The sequence below is a fragment of the Aliinostoc maniaoense genome, assembly GCF_058172895.1.
Genome location: NZ_CP187952.1, coordinates 4,356,780 through 4,377,236, shown reverse-complemented (window position 1 = coordinate 4,377,236; position 20,457 = coordinate 4,356,780). Strand labels below are relative to the sequence as shown.

The 20,457-nt window shown below is 39.0% G+C and carries 17 protein-coding genes and 1 pseudogene; 7 read left to right on the top strand and 11 right to left on the bottom strand.

The features are described 5' to 3' along the window. Positions 1-2 precede the first annotated feature (2 nt). The 10 genes from ACPZ3T_RS18925 to cas10 are packed head-to-tail and all read right to left on the bottom strand — an operon-like array spanning position 3 to position 10,162. Positions 3-1,052 carry an RAMP superfamily CRISPR-associated protein gene (locus tag ACPZ3T_RS18925; RefSeq protein WP_490271007.1) on the bottom strand — a complete coding sequence of 350 codons (1,050 nt, stop codon included), beginning with the start codon at positions 1,050-1,052 and terminating at the stop codon, positions 3-5. Further along, positions 1,049-1,597: a hypothetical protein gene (locus ACPZ3T_RS18920; RefSeq protein WP_490271006.1), complete on the bottom strand. Its 549-nt coding sequence runs from the start codon at positions 1,595-1,597 to the stop codon at positions 1,049-1,051. The genes ACPZ3T_RS18925 and ACPZ3T_RS18920 overlap by 4 nt, the downstream gene beginning before the upstream one ends. Then, entirely contained in the window at positions 1,594-2,544 is a 951-nt protein-coding gene (locus ACPZ3T_RS18915; protein WP_490271005.1) for an RAMP superfamily CRISPR-associated protein, read from the bottom strand. The genes ACPZ3T_RS18920 and ACPZ3T_RS18915 overlap by 4 nt, the downstream gene beginning before the upstream one ends. 25 nt (positions 2,545-2,569) lie before the next feature. After that, positions 2,570-3,190 (bottom strand): hypothetical protein, encoded by a 621-nt coding sequence (locus tag ACPZ3T_RS18910; RefSeq protein WP_490271004.1) that lies wholly within the window; start codon positions 3,188-3,190, stop codon positions 2,570-2,572. 10 nt (positions 3,191-3,200) lie between these two features. Next, entirely contained in the window at positions 3,201-4,121 is a 921-nt protein-coding gene (gene csx7 / locus ACPZ3T_RS18905; RefSeq protein WP_490277276.1) for a type III CRISPR-associated RAMP protein Csx7, read from the bottom strand. 16 nt (positions 4,122-4,137) lie between these two features. Beyond that, positions 4,138-5,295 (bottom strand): putative CRISPR-associated protein, encoded by a 1,158-nt coding sequence (locus tag ACPZ3T_RS18900; protein ID WP_490271003.1) that lies wholly within the window; start codon positions 5,293-5,295, stop codon positions 4,138-4,140. Positions 5,296-5,327: 32 nt separating this feature from the next. Further along, positions 5,328-5,834: a hypothetical protein gene (locus tag ACPZ3T_RS18895; RefSeq protein WP_490271002.1), complete on the bottom strand. Its 507-nt coding sequence runs from the start codon at positions 5,832-5,834 to the stop codon at positions 5,328-5,330. Positions 5,835-5,836: 2 nt separating this feature from the next. Further along, complete coding sequence (gene csx10, locus ACPZ3T_RS18890; RefSeq protein WP_490271001.1) at positions 5,837-7,087, bottom strand: type III-D CRISPR-associated RAMP protein Csx10; 1,251 nt, start codon at positions 7,085-7,087, stop codon at positions 5,837-5,839. Beyond that, a complete protein-coding gene (locus ACPZ3T_RS18885) occupies positions 7,074-7,799 on the bottom strand; it encodes an RAMP superfamily CRISPR-associated protein (protein WP_490271000.1) in 726 nt (241 codons plus the stop codon). Before ACPZ3T_RS18885 ends, csx10 begins: the two co-directional genes overlap by 14 nt. Then, the gene (cas10, locus tag ACPZ3T_RS18880) at positions 7,796-10,162 is read right to left on the bottom strand and encodes a type III-B CRISPR-associated protein Cas10/Cmr2 (protein WP_490270999.1); all 2,367 of its coding nucleotides are present in this window, start codon (positions 10,160-10,162) and stop codon (positions 7,796-7,798) included. Before cas10 ends, ACPZ3T_RS18885 begins: the two co-directional genes overlap by 4 nt. A gap of 737 nt (positions 10,163-10,899) precedes the next feature. On the opposite strand from cas10, the gene fni reads away from it, so the two are divergent. The 6 genes and pseudogenes from fni to ACPZ3T_RS18850 form a co-directional block, all read left to right on the top strand. Further along, positions 10,900-11,949: a type 2 isopentenyl-diphosphate Delta-isomerase gene (gene fni / locus ACPZ3T_RS18875; protein WP_490270998.1), complete on the top strand. Its 1,050-nt coding sequence runs from the start codon at positions 10,900-10,902 to the stop codon at positions 11,947-11,949. Positions 11,950-12,018: 69 nt separating this feature from the next. Next, the gene (sppA, locus tag ACPZ3T_RS18870) at positions 12,019-13,854 is read left to right on the top strand and encodes a signal peptide peptidase SppA (RefSeq protein WP_490270997.1); all 1,836 of its coding nucleotides are present in this window, start codon (positions 12,019-12,021) and stop codon (positions 13,852-13,854) included. A gap of 299 nt (positions 13,855-14,153) precedes the next feature. Beyond that, positions 14,154-15,710 carry an alkaline phosphatase D family protein gene (locus ACPZ3T_RS18865; protein ID WP_490277275.1) on the top strand — a complete coding sequence of 519 codons (1,557 nt, stop codon included), beginning with the start codon at positions 14,154-14,156 and terminating at the stop codon, positions 15,708-15,710. Between the two features lie 681 nt (positions 15,711-16,391). Then, positions 16,392-17,738: a cytochrome P450 gene (locus ACPZ3T_RS18860; RefSeq protein ID WP_490270996.1), complete on the top strand. Its 1,347-nt coding sequence runs from the start codon at positions 16,392-16,394 to the stop codon at positions 17,736-17,738. Positions 17,739-17,950: 212 nt separating this feature from the next. Beyond that, complete coding sequence (locus tag ACPZ3T_RS18855; protein WP_490270995.1) at positions 17,951-18,292, top strand: DUF433 domain-containing protein; 342 nt, start codon at positions 17,951-17,953, stop codon at positions 18,290-18,292. A gap of 43 nt (positions 18,293-18,335) precedes the next feature. Continuing rightward, a pseudogene (locus ACPZ3T_RS18850) lies at positions 18,336-18,632 on the top strand (DUF5615 family PIN-like protein); the annotation flags it as partial. Positions 18,633-18,708: 76 nt separating this feature from the next. Here ACPZ3T_RS18850 and ACPZ3T_RS18845 read toward each other — a convergent pair. Then, complete coding sequence (locus ACPZ3T_RS18845; RefSeq protein WP_490270994.1) at positions 18,709-19,116, bottom strand: universal stress protein; 408 nt, start codon at positions 19,114-19,116, stop codon at positions 18,709-18,711. 90 nt (positions 19,117-19,206) lie between these two features. Between ACPZ3T_RS18845 and ACPZ3T_RS18840 the strand changes: the two genes are divergently transcribed. Next, a complete protein-coding gene (locus ACPZ3T_RS18840) occupies positions 19,207-20,409 on the top strand; it encodes a phosphoglycerate kinase (protein WP_490270993.1) in 1,203 nt (400 codons plus the stop codon). Positions 20,410-20,457 lie beyond the last annotated feature (48 nt).

Here is a 20,457-nt window from a genome sequence, read left to right as displayed (position 1 = left end):
AATTAATACATCCCTGATGGTGGTTCGCGATCGGTGGGGTAGCGTAGCACGTTTGTTAGTTCTTCTAGTTGTTGTTTTTGAACTAAACGTGAGTGTGCAGCTTGTATATGTTTCTGTTTAAATTGTGCTAATTTCTCGCCTGTAAGTTCATCATCTTCGCTAATCTCATAGGATGAATAACGCTGTTTTAAACTTTGCGGCTGTTTAATTTTATCTATAGTTACTGTCATTGTTCCCATCCCAATAGGCTTACCGCCACCGACTTTTAAAGCTAAGGGATATTTAGAATCTTGTCCTAATACAATTAATAAAGTCCCTAATTCTTCTGGTAGTAAATTCTTGAAATGTAATTGTGTTTTAAAAGTATATTCCCTCCCAGCTTGTTGGACGGGAATACCAGAATTTTGTCCTTTATCTATGGCTTTGATAGTATGGTAATAAAACTTACGTCCTGCGGCTTTACCTTTAATAAAGTATGCCCTACTTTGGTCTGGTCTGGGACGATATAAGGATGGCATAAATCCAGTAGTAAAGCCGATGCTTTCACATTTAGCATCATTAAAATCTAGCAGACCTTGCCAATCTAATGCACCAAATACCCGACTAGCTGGACACAGTTGTTCTTTGTTGCGACAAGGTAAGCGTTCTGTAGGAATTTTATCTCTATATCTCGAAGTAATGACAGCTAATGTACTATTGGTAATCGCTTCATATACAGACCGAATGCAGCCTTTGAGAGAACTACCTTGAATTGATAGCTTTTGGTCAACACCCTGCACCATTGTTTTAATTAGGGGGATGCGGTTGTTTCCGATGTCGCTACCCATTGCAACTATCCCTGTGGATATGTGGAGAGATGTCTGCACTTTCAGGGTAAGGTAGAGTGTACCATGTAGGCGATCGCTCCAATATTTATCATGTCCCACCGGACGCTGTAAGTTAGGACGTTCCTTGGGAAAGGAAACGAAATCATAAGGCTTTGGTGGAAGCTCTGGGTTAGATGACTGTTTAGGAGTCGGTTTTCTTGGTGGTGGGGGAGGAGTTCTTGTCATCTTAAATGTACCTCTAGAGTTAAAGCTACAAATTGTACGGCGGATGTTTCAGCGTCAATAAAGTAACGTTGCGCTAATTTTGGTTGTTTTTTATTATCTTTCCCTAGCCGAATATCTAAAGTTTCGGAATAATCGAACCCTTTAGGGAAACGAGTTTCATCAGGACGATAGCCATAAGCAGGATAGGCGTGAGATGGAAATTTTTCTGGATTATTCGGTTCTATTCGCCAAGGTTCTTTCTCTTTATCTTCGTCTTTTATTTTTTTAATTGGCATAAAACTATGATGATTTTCATCTATAGTTAACAAAAGCATTTCATAACTGCCTTTGTCTTTTTTCTTCCATCGCAGTTCACACAGATAATTAAACATTTGCCCTTCAATAATCTGTTGCAGTTCTGCTTTTGTGGGCTGCTTTTCTATCATTCCACTAACTTTATGAGTCCAACGCAAAAAGTAGTAACTAGATTCAGAAGCCAATTTTTTCATTAAATCTAGTAATTCATCTACTGATTTAGCCGTTTTAACGCCAACAAAAGGTTTCATTTAGCACCCGCTAGTAACTGACTCCAAGACCTAACACATCTTTCAAATAAATCATTAACTGTTCCCTCTTGCCAAACAAGTTGGACACCAAAACCTAATTCCATTGCTTGGGCGGCGACTGGTGTATCTTGATGGTCTGGTTTAGCAAAACCATATAATTTTGCGTCTTCAGCTTGTAAAAATTCTCCTACACCTAAAAGAAAAGTCTTACTCCATTTATTGTCACTACCCAGGGCATGAATTTCTTGTTTATCTTCTGATAAAATACAACCAGGATACTGCACAACGGCTTGATTTAATTTCACTTCCACAGTACCCAAGCCGCGAGATTTGGCAAAGCCTAAACCAAACCAACCATCATTTAAATCTCGCAAGACTAAACCAATTAAACCTAGTTGCGCTAAGGTAAAATTCTTGAGGTGGATTTTAGTTTTAAATTCTCCAGCCGTACAGACTTGATAATTAAACGGCCCCACTGCAACAGAACCAAAAACTCTATCAATTGCTACACCATTACGTTCCTCAATTCTCGGAGGCTGTGAACTATCTGGGTGAGCATCTTCAATTCTGACACGACTAGCAATAGAAGTATTACCAAACATTTGGTCGGTAAAACAAGAAAGTTTGTAAATATCGCTGGTTGAAGTAACATTATTGAGATAGTCATATTTATCATTTAATGGGTCATTCGCCCAAGGTAAACTAGAACTAGTATCGCGTCTATCTCTTCCTACAGTCCTGACTATGCGTTCTGCATGAGCGCGAATTGCTCCTTTTAAGCTGCTTCCTGGTAAATAAATTGAACGTCCCCCACCGTGATATGTTTCGACAAATTCCATATCAGGTTTTGTGGGGTCTGCTCCTTCTTTTCCTGACTTAATTAAAATCGGCCCATCAGGTATGATAGTTAAATCGATTGTGCAGTGATTAACAAATCTTTTGTGCATGACTGGATTTATTTGATAATAAAGATTAAGCAGCTACTAAATTATTTAGCTGTACTTTACACTGTTGGAATATGAAATTTACAACCGAAAATAATTTATCTAATTCGTATATAGTGTAAAGAGTGATATTTTTAGTAAAATTTTCTCCTTCTATTTTGCCAAATTGCCATATTGCACCATTAGATACAATACCGTAAATTACTATTTGGGATTCTCCGTTTAATCGTTGAGCCGCAATCATTTCTGCTAGACATTGCGCCCAACCTGTCTCAAAGTTGTCTTGTTTAGCTTCAACTAAAATGAAATATGGTTTATCAAAGACAACTTTACCTAACGGAGAACGTTTAGCTAAAATATATTCAGGAAAACCAGATAATTTTTCATCATAGTTGAATGATTGATGACTCCAGAGAATAAAATGATGGCGGTAAGTTTTCCAAACTTCTTTGATAACTGGATAAATTAGATTTTCACAAATAGCAAATTCTGAGTTATCTACAACAGCATCCCGCATCATCAGTTCTAAATCTTCGCGGAAATAGTCAGAAATCTTAAAAGCTAGTTCACTAATAAAATTTGCTTCGGTGTAAGTGACTTGAAATGCTTTGAGAACTTCACCAATGGTTTTGAAATTACTAAAAGCCATATTTACCTCTTCAAGAATTTTGGGTTACTTCGGTAGTGAGAGTATTAGCTTTATTTTCTCTTAAATGATTGATTAGTGATTGCGTCCACTTTTGCTTTTTCGACTCGTTTACATCTTGATAGCTTGGTAGTTGCTCTCCTAAATTACTATTTACTAATTCCTGTAAGTAAGTTAATAACTTTTCTGGGTCATCCTTCACATCAAGCCAATACATTTTCTCAATATCTAGTTTAACGACACCTAAGCCACGCGATCGCCCTCCTCCGAGTGGTATTTGTTCTGTCTCAAACTGGTGTAACCCAATCATCAACAGTCCCAGTTCATATTCTTCGGCGTTTTCTACCACCGCTTTAAATTGAAACTGCGTTCCTGCTGGTACAACTTGAAAGTCGTAGAGTTTCCCGTCTGCGGCGGTTTCGGTGTCTCTGTCGATCGCTACACCGTCTCTTTCTTGATATTGTCCAAACCAAGTATCAGGGACTACTGTTAAATCCCGTACTTGGAATTTGCTTGCTATCCAAGGTGAACCAAATAGCAGAGAGGTTATATCTGTTTCACTAATAATTTTCTCTGTGAATAACTGATCCCTTTTTCCACTTCGTTCCGCTTGGGGATATTTTTCAAGTTCTTTTTCAACGTCCTTCTTAATACCATTTTCTCCATTCATGCGGTCATTGGTAATTGACCATTCGGCTTCTATCGCTGGATTTGCAGCCAAATTTGGATTGATACCACGGAGGAAACTTTCTAGGCGCGATCGCATTGCACCTTTAAAGCTAGATCCTGGTATTAATGGATTACCCAAACTGTCTTTAATTACAGGTAAATCTGAGCCTATGGGTTCACTAGAACGACCTGCACTAATGCGTAATGCTGTTTTTGTTGTAAGTTTACCTGTGATTTGTAAGCGATTTTTGAAAGTTTCAAACATAAATATATCCCAGCTTTTATCTAATACCTTCACTACGTTCAACATGATCATGAGTCCCATAGTAACGAAGTAATAGCCTACCTCCATCCATTACTTTACAGCTCACTCTGAGACTATCATTCACATTAAAATGCTCAATCTCTGTATTTTTATACCTACGAAGTTTAATACCCCCATCTTCTCTTAAGGCACTGATTCCATCACGATACTTACACAAAATTCCTGCAATACTAGCAAGCTTCTCTTGTAAATTTATTTTATAAATTGGATTACGAGTTTTTTTATAATCATCTTTAAAAGACTGTGCATAATCTAATTTATATTTTTGGAAATTTAATAAATTTTCTTGTGATAATATTTCATTCTTGCTTTTGTTCCAAATGATTTGTCCCCAAGGTGATAAAAATATTTCTTGATCTAATTTAATTCTCCATTCTTCTGGAACTTTGTTCACCTCCTCCCAAGAAGCAGGCATTATTTCTGCATCCATAATTGCTAGTTGCAATTTGTAAGGTTCAACTTCATTTATATCAATCTTAAGCGGAAGCTTAGGAATTTTAATTAATTCCTGTTCTTTACCTTCAAAAATATAAATAATCTCATCAGCATAAAACATTCCAATTGTATTCATATATCCTTGAAGAGCCTTAAATCCTCCCACCAAATTAAAACATATTGTTTTACCTTTAGTTTTAGGGTGATTTATTTTAAGATCTATTTCTGTTATTAATTTGGCTATACCTTGAGTGAATACAGTTGTATTAGCGGTTGAAATATTTGTAGGAATTAATAATTTTGTGTTATATAGTTTCTGAGATTCTAAGAAATTTTTCAGTAATTCAGATGATTCTCTACCTTGATAAGTATCAGTAGAAACCAATAAATGTTCATCAGACTTGCCTTTTTGTAAATCTTCTCCATACAAGCCATATATACCATTTAGTTCAGCACTAGCATCTCTAATTTCTAAAATATTGCCGCTCTTTAACTTTTCTTCAGCCCTGTTTTTTAGGTCTAGAATAATATTAATCACTTCTGGCTCATGTTGTTTAATTCTCTCCTCTGTCCAGTTGGCAGTTTTATCAAGTAGTCCCTTCCAACTTTTTGGATCTTTGGGGCGAATTTGGTTAGAGAGTAAACTTGTGCCAACAGTTGAGACAACAAAGCGGTACATCTTTAAACACTCCTAAAAATTTGATAAATGTTTTATTTTTGTAAATTCATTTCACCGACTGAGGCTGTATGTTCTCTAGCTAAATATCCTAAAAACAGTTGCACAAGTTTAATATGAACATTTTTGCGTAGTTGAGTTTGATTATCAATGTCATTTAAATGTGCTTCCAAACCATGACCTTTAGGAATATTGCTTCTCAATTCTGTTAAGATAGATTGTGCATTTTTTTCCAGATCATCTAGTGCATTTACTAGAGATTTAGCAAATATATCTTTACCATGTGGTGTTGTCCAAATGGGGCTTGAACCACTCCTTCCTACTTGGTAACGAATGTAATTTTTAATAATTTCAATTGAAGAACTCGAATCAACAGCAACAGCTAAGACATTTCTGAAAGGAGATTTTTTATCTTTATTGGCTATGGCGAATTTATCTGATAAATCTTTAATATTCTCGATAACTTCATCCATTTGGTTACTGATACATTTCTCAACTCTTAAAGCCAGTTGCTCTTTTAATAAATTATCTAGTTCCACCATAACTAAACAGCCTCCTCTCTGAAGATCAAATGAAATTCATTGCAAATTTGGACTTGTCCGAAGCCTTCGCAGGTGCGATCGCCTATTCCATAAACCTCTAAATCTTCCCAAGCTTGTAGCCAGAGATTCTTACTTTCTGTGCTGAATAAATAGACACTTCCTTTGTTTGTAACTAACTCAACATCTTTCATCAAACCCCAAGCTGCATTCCAGCCTGAACGATAATCATAACTACTGTAAGCAGCGTGAATATGTAAAGATGAATCGTTCACACCAGTATACTGCTGTAGCATTTCTGGAGAAATTACCGTTGTACGCTGCCATTTTTCTGTTAATATTGCATCTGCTTGTAAATCCACAGTGAAATAAGTACGATTTTCTGGCAATGTCTCTAAAGGATTACCAAATATTTTGCCCCATTCACTCCAGCGTTGACGTAATTTCTGATTAAATTCGTCTATGCGTTGAATCACTGTTGATTTAAGATCAATAGGTGCTTTAGCTGTAATTTTCACCTTACCTAAGCCTCGTGAACCTGCACCACCTAAACGTAAATCATCGTGATGATTTTGAATAAACTGTTGTAAAGATACAGCTAAATCATCATTTACTAAAACTACACCTGTATATGTGACAGGTCTTTGTTTATTTTCTTGAGATTCATTTAAAACCGCAATACTATATAGTACCCTTTCTTCAGAAGTTGCACGGCGGCGATTAATACCTACTCTAGTTAATAGACGAGCATTTGCAGAAGGGGTGTAGTAATCATCATCATGTTCACTATAAAAACCGCTAAAATGATCAACTCTTTTTCCATAAGTTGAATGTTCTGTTGGGCAATTTGGATCATAGATTTGAGCATACTTTTCAGCGCAAAAACGGTCTATTAAAGTATCAAAAACACCATTCTTTTCACAGTCACCTGTTTTAAATCCAGATTTACTCTTAGAACTCAGTACAGTAGCTGGTAATACTTGCACATTAGGCTTAAAGACACAATCGCCATAAATAGTGATAATTCCTGGGTAAGCATTTTGAAAAATTGCTGGATTATCTCCTAGAAATAATTGATGAAAATCATCATCATCACTAATTGATTGATTAGTTCGCTTTAGTATTTGACTAGCAACCGCACCGCGAATTACAGAACCAGGAATATATTGTTCAACTTCACTCACATTTCCACCTGGTTTTTGTCTACCAATTGCTAAAGGGGATAGTGCTTTAATTTCTAGATTAATTTTCTTCATTGTTTTCAAATCCTTTAGCCAGAAAATCCCATGCTGCTTGTTCTACAGGTAAAGTAGGTAATTCCCAATGTAGCCAGCCTAAACCTGCTGATTTACTACCACCTAAAGCATTAATATGGCGCAATCCAGCTAAAATTAATGGTGCTGCATAACTAGGCGCATTCGATAAATAAATATTACCTGTAAACCTCAATTGAATATTTGCTGGTGATGTTTCTAAAAAATAAAGTTTGTCTTCTTCCGCAGTCCGGCGACGGCGGTTGATAGTTACACCAGGACGTATAACTTCTGGTAAATTATCTGGTTCTTCTTCACAAATTAGGTCATCTAAAATGATGCGGGAAGTTAAAGCGGGATTACCAAAAATTTGACAAATCAAACAATGATATTTATTCTCTTCTGATTCTGATATTTTATATTCTGCCCTAGCAAAATCCTCTGTTAAACCTGCTCTTTGTGGACACATAGTTTGAGGATTGGGAGAATAGCAAATAGGCCACTTTAAACCCCTAGCAATTTTTTCGCACTCATGGCGCAAACGTCCTTTAAGTTGAGAACCTGGAATTAGTAAATTATCTTCAGCGTTGCGAACAATTGGTTTATCTGCAAGAGAACCCGAAGAACCACCAGCACCAATACATAAAGCTGTATCAATGACTGCTGTAATGGAGTAAGTTTGCAATGAGTTGGATAATTCTTGTAGTTTAATCATAACTCAACCCCCACAGATGCAACTTCTGATGTTTCATTTTCTGGTACTTCTACAAAATCGTAGACATCTACCATATCTCGCCAAATCGTTTCATAAAATGGATCTTCAGGATGTTTAGGATCAAGTCTGCCGTTATCATACATCCAAGGAGCTAAGTTGCCGTTATTATCTTTATCTTTAGGTAGACACCAAGCCTGTTCAAAATCCCTAAGTAATGCTTCTTTACCTTGTTTAAGTCTCACTCGAAAATAGCGATAGTTAAGAATAGCTGTGTGTTTACCCCGTTCTAATAAACTGCGAATTTGATAAAGTTGTGACTTGGGAAACTTAGCTGTTTTCAAAGCTGAAATAGAGGTGATTAATCCTCCTAATTCATGTAAAGTGTATGGTGCAGCGTATAATTTTAATTTGGGTGGGATATTTTTAGTTAATGCTTCTTCACGAAATTCTTTAACATTCGATGAAATCATTGTAACTGATTTGAGAGTTAAAAAATCAACTGTTCCCCCAAAATATCCAGCTTTTTGTAATTTTTTAGCGCGTTCTTTAGCTGATTTCAATAATTGCTCTACTAAATTTCTGGCGTAGTATATGGGTGTGTTTACAGCCGTAATTAATACACCAATTGATGTACTTAGTTCACAGTCAGAACGTTTTGCTGTTAAGGGTTTATAACGTTGATATTTATGCGGCTCAAATGTTTTAGTGTGAGTCAGGCGATAATTACCAGTAATTTCCTTAGTTTCTCCATCGTCAGATTGAATCTCATTAATTTGAATCTCTTGCAATAGAATCTTCTCAAATCTCTCGCCTATCATCTGAGATATTTCTAAAGCTTTATTAGCAGGAACAATTAATAAAATATCATCACCACCAATGGTAAGTATTTCAAAAGGATGAATAAATTCACCATTCTTTAAATTTGATTCTTCATCATTTAAGTTACGTAGTTTGTGGGGATGTAAGTTTTCAGCTAATGCTTGGTAAACTGCATATTCGGTTGCTAAAGCTACATCTTGACTAAATTCTTGATATTTTTCTGGTGTCAGAATTTTTTGGATATAACCACCCATATTATTACCATCGGCGTAAATATAGGCGATATAACCACTACTGGCGTTAGATACTTCGCTTAAAGTTCCAGCAATTTCTAGTGAATCCTCTGGAATGCTACCGTAGTATTTCGCTTTTAAACTTGGATTTTGGTTTAAAAACAGTTGAAATCTATCTACCCAACTTTCAACTCTATTTCTACGCCATTCTAGTTTAGTGTCACGATACCATTTTGGCTCTTCTAGGCGACCAACTTTTGCTCTATCACCTACTAAATACTTACGTACCGATGCTTCTGAAAAATTGGTTTCTCTTGGTAGTTGATCTACTCGCATGATAGCAGAACGGCGATCGCTACCATCACGCATTAAGTAAGGATGGGTTTCAAACATCGGCGGATAGCGGCGACTAGGACGATTAGCTGTATCATTACCACTACGACGCTGATTAAATAAGATATTTAATTTGGTGGTTAATTCATTAAAACTCTTACGTCTTTTAAATGCTTCTATTCTTTCTGATTCATTACTAGGATAACCAAAATAAGCTTGAACTAATGGTTTGTTAAATTCCCGATGATACCAATCTAACCATAATGTGTTTTCAATTGGATCTCGTAACAAACCAAACCGTAGTTCCAGCAATCTAAATTTATCACCAACAGCGCAAGAATTAGCTGTTAACGTTTCTTCTGTATAGCGTTTTTCAATCGCATTTGCTAAGTCATCGACATAAGCAGCCGGACAAAAAGCGAGGATATTACCACCTGTAGAATAAATAATTAACTCTGGAATTAGCGCATCAGATAATTTGTAATTTTCTGATTCGGACTTTGCTGGAAAATTATCGTTTAACCAAGTTCTAATTTTATTAAACTGTATATTGTAGCGGTTTCTATCTTCTTCTGCAATCTCTTGAGGATTTCTCTGGTTAAAAAAAGCAGGTAAATCAATGATGTTTATTCTATCTAATAAACCAGATGCACCGCGAATTTCTTGAATTTTGGCTGACTCAAATACATATTGCTTAATCTTAGTCGCACCACCATACACTAAACCAATTCGAGTATCCTGATTCCACAAATCAGGGTATTTTGCTTTTAAATCGTCAACAGTAGGTGGAATTTCGTCTATGCTTTGTAGTGTTTCTACTTGTCTCATTATATGTTGTAGATTTTCTGGTAATGCTTTTTTGTTAATTACAGCATCACGTATTTGCTGGGGATCTAAATTAAAGGCTGGTTCACGTTCATTACCCCAGGCTAAACACCAGCTAATGGCTATGGCGATGTTGTTTTGAGAATCTGTCATGTTTTTAGGAATCGTAGTATGTAATTAACTCAAGCAATAGTTACAATTTTTCCAACCTACTAACTGCTTAAATAAAATTCACAAACAGCAGCTACTGAGAAACCTATCTAAGCAATACCAAACATTCCGCAATCCAGGCGGCTGCTATGAACTAATTTCACAGCCGCAAAAATACTTAATAATATATGTTGCAGTTATTAACCTCATCATAGATATTATTAGCAGTTAATTCCGTAAATGACATCCGTTATTACAAAAGTTGATGAATCTCAGATTTGCTTAAGCATAAACTAGCTTAATTAATGATGAAATTATTCTACACCCCCTTGGAAGAGGGGTCTTCCAATATTTGGGAAAGAGTAATGAGTAATGAGTAATGAGTAATGAGTAAATACCCATGACTTATCACTTGTTAGTTAAAGAACGCGAAAAATAATTTTTCCTACTGTAAATTCTTACTCAGCTAGGAAAGGATTGTGCATGAATTTTTCACTCCTGCCTAGTACTTCTACCCTGTAATGAGAGAGGCTTCAAAACCTTAATTTTTATTTAAGCTTTCCAGATGTTTAAGCTCCCTTTCCCGGTTCAGTTCGTAGTAAGGACTTTAGTCCTTATTTGAGAACTAAAGTTCTCACTACAAACGTGTCAAGAAGAAGCCCGCCCTACGTCCCACAATAAAATACTAGTGCGGAGGAAATCATACAATAGTAATCGTCAGCTATCAATCATACCCACCTGTGAACGCCCCTACCAATACATCAATCCCTACCCAATCACGCAAAGCTGATCACATCCGTATCTGCTTAGAAGAAGATGTACAATGTCACGAAATCACCAACGGACTAGAACGCTATCGTTTCAGCCATTGCTGTTTACCAGAATTAGATCGCCACGATATTGATATCAGTACGACTTTTTTAGGTAAACCTCTCAACGCACCGCTATTAATCTCCTCCATGACTGGGGGAACAGAACAAGCGAAAATGATTAACCAGCGTTTAGCCGCACTTGCCCAAAACTATAAATTAGCTATGGGTGTGGGTTCTCAACGGGTGGCAATAGAAAAACCCCAAGTGGCTGATACTTTTGCGGTTCGTAAGTATGCGCCGGATATTCTTTTATTAGCTAATGTCGGTGCAGTGCAACTCAACTATAAATATGGCTTAGATCAATGTCTGCAAATCATCGAGATGTTAGAGGCAGACGCTTTAATTTTACATATCAACCCCCTACAAGAGTTTATTCAACCTAAAGGTGATACTAATTTTCGGGGATTGCTTGACAAAATCAATAAATTATGCAGTGAAATAGCAATACCAGTAATAGCGAAAGAGGTAGGGAATGGTATTTCTGCCCCCATCGCTGAGAAACTGATAGCAGCCGGAGTCAGAGCAATTGATGTGGCTGGTGCAGGTGGAACTTCTTGGGCAAAGGTAGAAGGGGAAAGAGCAGAAAATGCGATACAACGACGCTTAGGGCGCACCTTTGCAGATTGGGGAATACCCACAGCAGAATGTATTACCAGTATCAGAGCGATCGCGCCCCAAATTCCCTTAATTGCTTCCGGTGGCTTACGTCATGGCTTAGACGTGGCTAAAGCGATCGCCCTCGGAGCAGATATCGCCGGTTTAGCTATGCCTTTCCTCAAAGCCGCAGTAGAATCAGAAACAGCACTCCAAGATTTAGCTGAGGTATTAATTGCCGAAATTACCACTGTATTATTCTGTACAGGTAACACTACCCTATCTGAGTTAAAACACTCAAATAGTTTACATCTTATTAGGTGATTGGGGATTGGGGATTGGGAAAAGGGAAAAGGGAAATTAACTATACTATTAATTATTTACTAAAAACTAATGAATAACTTTTTAAAACAAACTATTGCTAGCTTTGTAGGGACTGTACTAGGACTAGTTATTTTTGCTGGTGCTAGTACATTCGGGTTGTTATTTTTGCTGTTCGCTCTTGCTAGTTCCAAAGATCCTGGCCCCGTAGTTAAAGATAAGTCAGTTGTAGTTTTTGATTTATCAACTACCATCACCGATAGAAAACCTAGTTCTAGTGAAGTGCTACAAAATACCTTATCGGGAGTCGTAGATGAGCGGATGACACTCCGTAACGTCCTCGATACCATTGAAAAAGCTAAAGATGACGATCGCATAGTGGGCATCTACTTAGATGGTACAAACAGCACAGGTATCAGTAACTTAGGGTTTGCTTCCGTCAAGGAAATTCGCCAAGCCTTAACACAATTTCGGGCGGCAGGGAAGAAAGTTATCGCCTATGGTGTGGACTTGGGAGAAAAGGAATATTATCTGGCTTCCGTAGCTGATACCGTTGTTTTGAACCCCTTTGGAGCAATGGAAATTAACGGTTTGAGTAGTCAACCATTGTTTCTCGCCGGTGCATTACAAAAGTATGGTATTGGGGTGCAGGTTGTCCGCGTCGGCAAATTCAAAGGAGCAATTGAACCTTTGGTATTGAATAAACTTAGCCCAGAAAACCGCGAACAAACCCAGAAATTATTAGATGATATTTGGGGAGAATGGCGGACGACAGTAGGCAACAGTCGGAAAATTAACCCCCAAAAATTACAAGCGATCGCAGATAATCAAGCATTATTAGAAGCTACTACTGCCAAAACTAATGGCTTAGTAGATCAAGTAGCCTACACCGATGAGGTTGTGGCTAAATTAAAGAAATTAACCAATAATGATAAAAATGATAAAAGCTTCCGCCAAATCGATTTAACTGAGTATGCACAAGTACCTGACAAATCCTTACCCGCAGAACGCAACGCTAAAAATAAAATTGCTGTAGTCTATGCCGAAGGTGAAATTGTCGATGGTAAAGGTGAGAGTGGACAAATAGGAGGCGATCGCTTTGCTACTATCTTCAACAAAATCCGCCAAGATAAAAATGTCAAGGCTGTTGTCTTAAGAATTAACAGTCCTGGCGGCAGTGCCACAGCCTCCGAAATCATCCAACGAGAAGTCAAACTCACCCGCCAAGTTAAACCCGTTGTTGTCTCTATGGGAGATGTCGCCGCCTCCGGTGGTTACTGGATAGCCAGCGACTCCAACCGCATTTTTGCTGAACCCAACACCATCACAGGTTCAATCGGTGTCTTTGGAGTCTTACTCAACGGTCAAAAACTCGCCAATGACAACGGTATTACCTGGGATTCCGTCAAAACAGCCCGTTATGCCGATAGTCAAACCTTTGCCCGTCCCAAATCACCCGAAGAATTAGCCATTTATCAACGTAGCGTTAACCGCATTTATAATTTATTCGTCAATAAAGTTGCCCAAGGTCGTAAACTACCACAACAAAAAGTAGCAGAAATTGCTCAAGGTAGAGTTTGGTCTGGTGTCGCAGCTAAACAAATTGGTTTAGTCGATGAAATTGGTGGTTTGAATGCAGCCTTAGCATATGCAGCCAAACAAGCCAAACTCGGTAAAGATTGGCAGTTAAAAGAATATCCCAGAGAAGGCACATTAGGAGAACGTTTTTTTGGGCGAACCATTGAAGAAGCCAGCACCGTTTTCGGCGTGCAGAAACTACAGCCACAGCCAACTACTCTCCTAACTACTCAATTGCAAAAAATTCAACAAGAACTAGCAATTATGCAAAATATGAACGACCCCCAAGGAGTTTATGCTCGTTTACCTTTTAATTTAAAAATTGAGTAATACCGTTTCTTGATAAAGATGCACTTTATTCTGTACTGTAGAGACGTTGCATGCAACGTCTCTACATCATTTATTTGGTGGAAATTCATAGAGAATTGGTATAAGCTATTACAGCTTGAAATTGCATAGCTGTAAACCCCTCTCCCCTGCCCCCTGCTCCCTGCCCCGTTTCCTACTCAATCACTGACGCTTAACATTTCCTTAATCCCCCTTTGATTGTCAGTTGATAAGTTCTTTGTGCTTGCTTGCAAGTCAAGTTACAGCTTGCCAACTATATTTCAATCTTAGTAGGGATGAGTATGGAATTTATCGGCGATCGCCTGCTCAAACGGCGTAATTTTTTACTGGGTGCAAGTTTCTTTACAGGGTTAGCCGTCACTAACCAATTACAGCCTGTCATGGCGCGGGGAAGATTTTCTGACTATCCCTTTAAGTTAGGCGTTGCTTCTGGTGATCCTCTACCTGATAGCGTAGTTTTATGGACTCGCCTTGCACCAGAACCCCTAAATGGTGGCGGAATGCCTCCTGTAAATGTACCTGTGCGTTGGCAAATTGCCCGGGATGAAAACATGAGACAGGTTGTGCAGAGAGGCACAGTTTTGGCAACACCACAACTCGGCCATTCTGTTCACATTGATGTCAAAGGTTTAGAGCCTAACCGTTGGTACTGGTATCAATTTAAAGTCGGGAGTGAAGTTAGTCCCATCGGTCGCACCCGTACAGCACCCGCTAGCTATAGTGCAGTTTCACAACTAAACTTTGCTTTTGCTTCTTGTCAAGATTGGCAAAATGGCTTTTATACAGCCTATAAACACATGGCGAAAGAAGACCTAGATTTAGTTGTGCATCTGGGTGATTACATCTATGAATATGGCCCGGAAGCTGGCGCACCAAGGCAGCACGTCGGCGCAGAAATCATTACCCTCACTGACTACCGCAACCGTTACGCTTTATATAGAACCGACGTAAATTTACAAGCGGTTCACGCCAATTTCCCTTGGGTAGTTACTTGGGATGACCACGAAGTAGATAACAACTACGCCAACTTAATCCCCGAAGATAATCAAACTCCAACCGCCTTTGAACAGCGACGAGCCAATGCTTACCAAGTGTATTATGAGCATATGCCCTTGCGCTTATCTTCTCTGCCAACAGGAGCTAATATGCAGCTGTATCGGCGGTTTACCTTTGGCGATTTAGCAGAGTTCAACGTCTTAGATACTCGCCAGTACCGTACAGACCAACCTTGTGGTGATGGACTCAAACCCCTATGTGCCGCAGCTTTAGATCCCAACGCAACGATGACAGGCACAGCACAAGAGGCTTGGTTACTCCAAGGATTAGACAAATCACAAGCACGCTGGAATGTTATTGCCCAACAACTTATATTAGCTCAATTTGATTTTGATCCTCGTCCTGGTATAGAAGTATTTAACGTTGATCAATGGGATGGTTATGTAGCGGCGCGGAAGCGGTTGTTAGACTTTTTAGAACAACGCAAACCATCTAACCCAGTGGTAATTACTGGCGATATTCATTCTAGTTGGGTATTTGATTTAAAAGCTGATTTTAATAATCCCCTATCAGCAACCGTAGGTACTGAGTTTGTCGGTACTTCCATCACTTCCGATTTTCCCACTAGTTTTATTGCCCCAGTACAAGCCGCAGTCGGTGCTAATCCCCATACAAAATTCTTTGATGGTGCAAATCGTGGTTATGTGCGTTGTAAATTGACGAGAAATAATTGGCAAAGTGATTATCGTGTAGTTTCCAGCATTCTTGACGAAAACGCTAGTATCAGTACCTTAGCTTCCTTTGTGGTACAAAACGGCAAACCAGGCGCAGAAAAACTTTAACAATTATATAGATAGGGAGAGAGCGATCGCTTTCTCCTTTTTCTATGTTCGTAGTCAGCACTTCAGTCCTGATCATACTGACTTGCCGCATTGAACCCCAATCACGAAGCACGTTTAATGTGAATTGAGTCGTGAAAATTTGCGTCAAATTCGGTTAGCTTCATCACTATAGCGTTTCCTAGTCTAGTGATGTATAAATCTCTGCGTACCTCTGCGCTTTCCTTTGCGCCCCTCTGCGTTTCAATATTTGTACCTCACTTAACTGAGAATCGCTATAAATTGACATTGTCAGGCAATACATTGCCATTGCCAGGCGATACATTAACAATGCCGATGAAACAACTTGTGTGCATACCGTAAATTTATGCAAAGCGAAGACAAAGCATAGTTTTGACGGAGTGAGTGAGGGAAAGCGATAACTACAAGATAAATCATCATCCAGACTTACTATTATTCACATCAGGCGGAAAGTAGAATTTTATTCTATATTAAATTAAGTAACGTCAGTTCGGGTTAAGACGATTTCGCTGCTAGTTCTACGAAAGAATACGAGTTTTAGGCAACGATAGAATCGTAGTTTGAGATTATCCTGAACTCAGGTTACTTAGGTTTTCTCATAAATCAAATCCAATTCCTAATAGATGTCTAAATAAATGAATTTTGAATTTTGAGGAAAGCAACGTGACAACTAAACAAATTGAGAAACTGAAAACTCCTAAATTTCTCCAAGCCATCGAATCAGCCCTAAAACCATTAGAATTTTTAGATAGTTGTGCCGCAAATTATGGAGACATTTTTTTAGCCAATTTCTTTGGTAATATCGAAACCTTAGTTGTTAGTCATCCCCAGGATCTGCAAGAGTTATTTAACCCCAAAAATAAAGTTCTTGATGCGCCTGGTTATGCCAATGAAATCTTTAAACCTGAAGTTGGAGACAATTCACTAATTCTACAAGATGGAGAACGCCATAAAAAACAAAGAAAGGTCATCATGCCTCCTTTTTATGGCGAAAAGATGCTCGATTATGGGCAAAGAATTTGTGAGATTACCCAACAAGTCACACACCACCTCAAACCGGGTGAAACTTTTATTGCTCGTCATCTGAGTGAAGAAATTACTTTGAAGATTATCTTAAAAGTAGTCTTTGGAATTGATGAGGAATTAAGGTTTGAAAAACTGCAAAATTTAATGACAACTTGGATGAATTTAACTAATTCACCACTCGGTGCTAGTATTTTATTGTTTCCATCCCTACGCAAAGATTTGGGAGCTTGGAGTCCTTGGGGAAAATATGTGCGTGTGCGACAACAGATTGATGATTTACTCATGGCGGAAATATTAGAACGTCACCAAACAATGCAATCTAGTAACTCTGATGTTCTAAGTTTATTAATGGCAGTAGAATACGAAGATGGAGAGCCAATGAGTGATGTTGAATTAAAAGATAACCTTTTAACTTTACTCAACGCTGGCCACGAAACAACTGCTACTGCGATCGCTTGGGCTTTGTACTGGATTCATCAACAACCAGAAGTTTATGAAAAAGTGTTACATGAGTTACATAGTTTAGATAATCCTGACCCCCTCAAAATCTCTCAACTTCCTTATCTAACAGCAGTTTGCCAAGAAACTTTACGGATTTATCCTGTAGTTCTTTTTACTTTCCCTAGAATTACTATTTCCTCTGTTAATTTAAGAGAATATCACGTTCCTGCCGGGACATATGTTACACCTTGTATTTACCTAACTCATCGTCGAGAAGATTTATATCCCCAACCGGAAGAATTTCAACCGGACAGGTTCATTAATCGTAAATACTCATCTTATGAATTTTGGCCTTTTGGCGCAGGTTCTCGTCAATGTATAGGTCAAGTATTTGCTTTGTTTGAAATGAAATTAATTTTGGCGACAATTCTATTAAATTATCAGTTAAAATTAGAGGAAACAGCACCTGTTCCTCCAGCCCGGCGTGGTTTTTTATTAGCTCCTCAAGGCGGAGTAAAAATGAAGTTGGTAGGCAATATTTAGGCACTTTCCCAGGGTAAATATAGGAATCATATTTGATTTCTGTTTGCGTAGCCTGCGCTAGATACGTAGGGGAGGCAAATTGCAGTGTGGATTTTCCTCCTGCAATATTGCCGTTGTGTTAGCGACAGCGTAACGCACCTACCAACAAGGCATTTGGTGCGTTAGGCGTAAGCCGTAACAAACCCTACACATACTAATTTTGTTGATTAACTATGACACTCCAAGAATTAACAATAAAGCTCCAAGCATTAAACCCAACACAAAAAGCACAAGCGATACAAATATTAACTAAAACCCTCAGCAACGGCTCACTAGGAATCACTAAAACTCCAGGCGTATGCGGTGGTGATGCTTGTATTGCTAACACTCGCCTACCTGTTTGGATGTTTGTGAGTTTACGTCGTCAAGGTACAACGGATGCTGAAATTTTTGATATGTATCCTCATCTAAGTGCTGCTGATTTAGTCAATGTCTGGGCTTATGCTGATGCACACGCTGATGAAATTGAAACAGCACTCCGCGAACAAGATGAAGCTATGGCACAAGAAATCTAAATCTATGGCTAATCTCTATGCTGACGAATAATTCCCTTTAGCAGTTGTGCAACTACTCCGAACTTGGAATCATGATGTTTTGACAGTTCAAGAATCAGGAAATGCTGGTATATCTGACCCAGAAGTGTTAGCTTTTGCCACAAATCATGAAAGAGTAGTTCTGACACAAAATCGGCGTGATTTTATCAGGCTGCACAACCGAACACCTGACCATGCTGGTATTATTATTTGCACAGAAGATAGAAAAGTTGAAAAACTGGCAATACGCATTCATGAGACGATCGCTGTAATTGAAGTTTTCACAGGAAAATTAATTCGAGTTAATCGTCCAGCAAAGTAAGTAATATTCGTCAAAACAATTTAATGCGGTGCGCGATACTTCATCAACGCACCACTCAACACCGGCTAAACGACTCTCAAGGCACAATCAACACAGGACAAGGTGATAAGTTAATCACACGAGTAGTCACACTATCCGTTGCACCCTCTTCAGTTAAACCTAGTCCCCGACACCCCATAATGATTAAATTAGCCCCAATTTCATCGGCGACATCACAGATAGTAAAGGCTGGTTTACCTTGCCTTTCCATAATTTCCGATGCAATACCTTGCCCAGAAAATAAAGCTTGAGCATCGGCTAAGAGTTTAGCAACCGCCTCTGGTGACATCATCGGATCAGATTTACCTTCCTCTGGGGGGGGTTCTTCCACTACAGACAATAGCACTAGGCGGCTACCATATTGCTGCACGACATTAGCCACTACATCAGCAGCTTCCCGTGCTTCTCGACTTTGATCAATTGGAAATAACACTGTCTTGAACATATATCTCTCCTCAGCACCCCGTACTCCGGTAAAATCTTGATGGTGATACATTCAAAACGATAACAAAAAGGCAATCAGGAGGGTTTGGTAGTGTCCAAAAAAACTTTAGCAAGTTTATCTGCGGCTGATATTTCCGGTAAACGCGCCTTTGTGCGGGTTGACTTTAATGTTCCTGTGGATGACCAAGGTAACATCACCGATGATACTCGCATTCGGGCTGCTCTACCAACCATTCAAGATTTAACGCAGAAGGGTGCTAAGGTCATTCTAGCAAGCCATTTTGGTCGTCCCAAAGGTGTGGATGACAAATTGCGCCTAACCCCGGTTGCAAAGCGTCTGTCTGAGTTGTTAGGCCAAGAAGTCGTTAAAACTGATGACTGTATTGGTGATGAAACAGCCGCTAAAGTGGCTGCTTTACAAAATGGCCAAGTTCTGCTGCTCGAAAACGTCCGTTTTTATAAAGAAGAAGAAAAGAACGATCCTGAATTTGCTAAAAAACTGGCAGCTAATGCCGATTTTTATGTCAATGATGCTTTCGGAACAGCACACCGCGCCCACGCTTCTACTGAAGGTGTGACTCATTATTTGAGTCCGGCTGTTGGTGGTTATTTGATTGAAAAGGAATTGCAGTATTTGCAAAGCGCGATTGAACAACCCCAACGTCCTTTAGCTGCGATTATTGGCGGTTCTAAGGTTTCTAGCAAAATCGGTGTCATCGAAACCCTGCTAGAGAAGTGCGACAAACTCATCATTGGTGGGGGGATGATTTTCACCTTCTACAAAGCCCGTGGTTTGAGTGTTGGTAAGTCTCTGGTAGAAGAAGACAAGCTAGAACTAGCGAAGTCTTTGGAAGCAAAAGCCAAGGAAAAGGGTGTTACCTTCTTGCTACCTACAGATATCGTATCTGCTGATAAATTTGCCCCCGATGCCAACGCCACCACCGTCAGCATTGAAAATATTCCAGCTGATGGCATGGGTTTGGATATCGGCCCCGACTCCGTGAAAGTTTTCCAAGAGGCTTTAGCTGATTGCAAAACCGTAATTTGGAACGGGCCTATGGGTGTATTTGAGTTTGATAAATTTGCTGTAGGTACAGAAGCGATCGCTCATACTTTAGCAGAAATCAGCAAAACAGGCACAACCACCATTATCGGTGGCGGTGACTCCGTAGCGGCTGTAGAAAAGGTAGGTTTGGCTGATCAAATGAGCCATATCTCTACCGGCGGCGGCGCAAGCTTAGAATTACTCGAAGGCAAAGTACTACCCGGTATCGCAGCGTTAAATGACGCGTAATTAAGCACTGCTGATTCTGAAGCAGCAGAGGAGCAGGGAGCAGGGAGC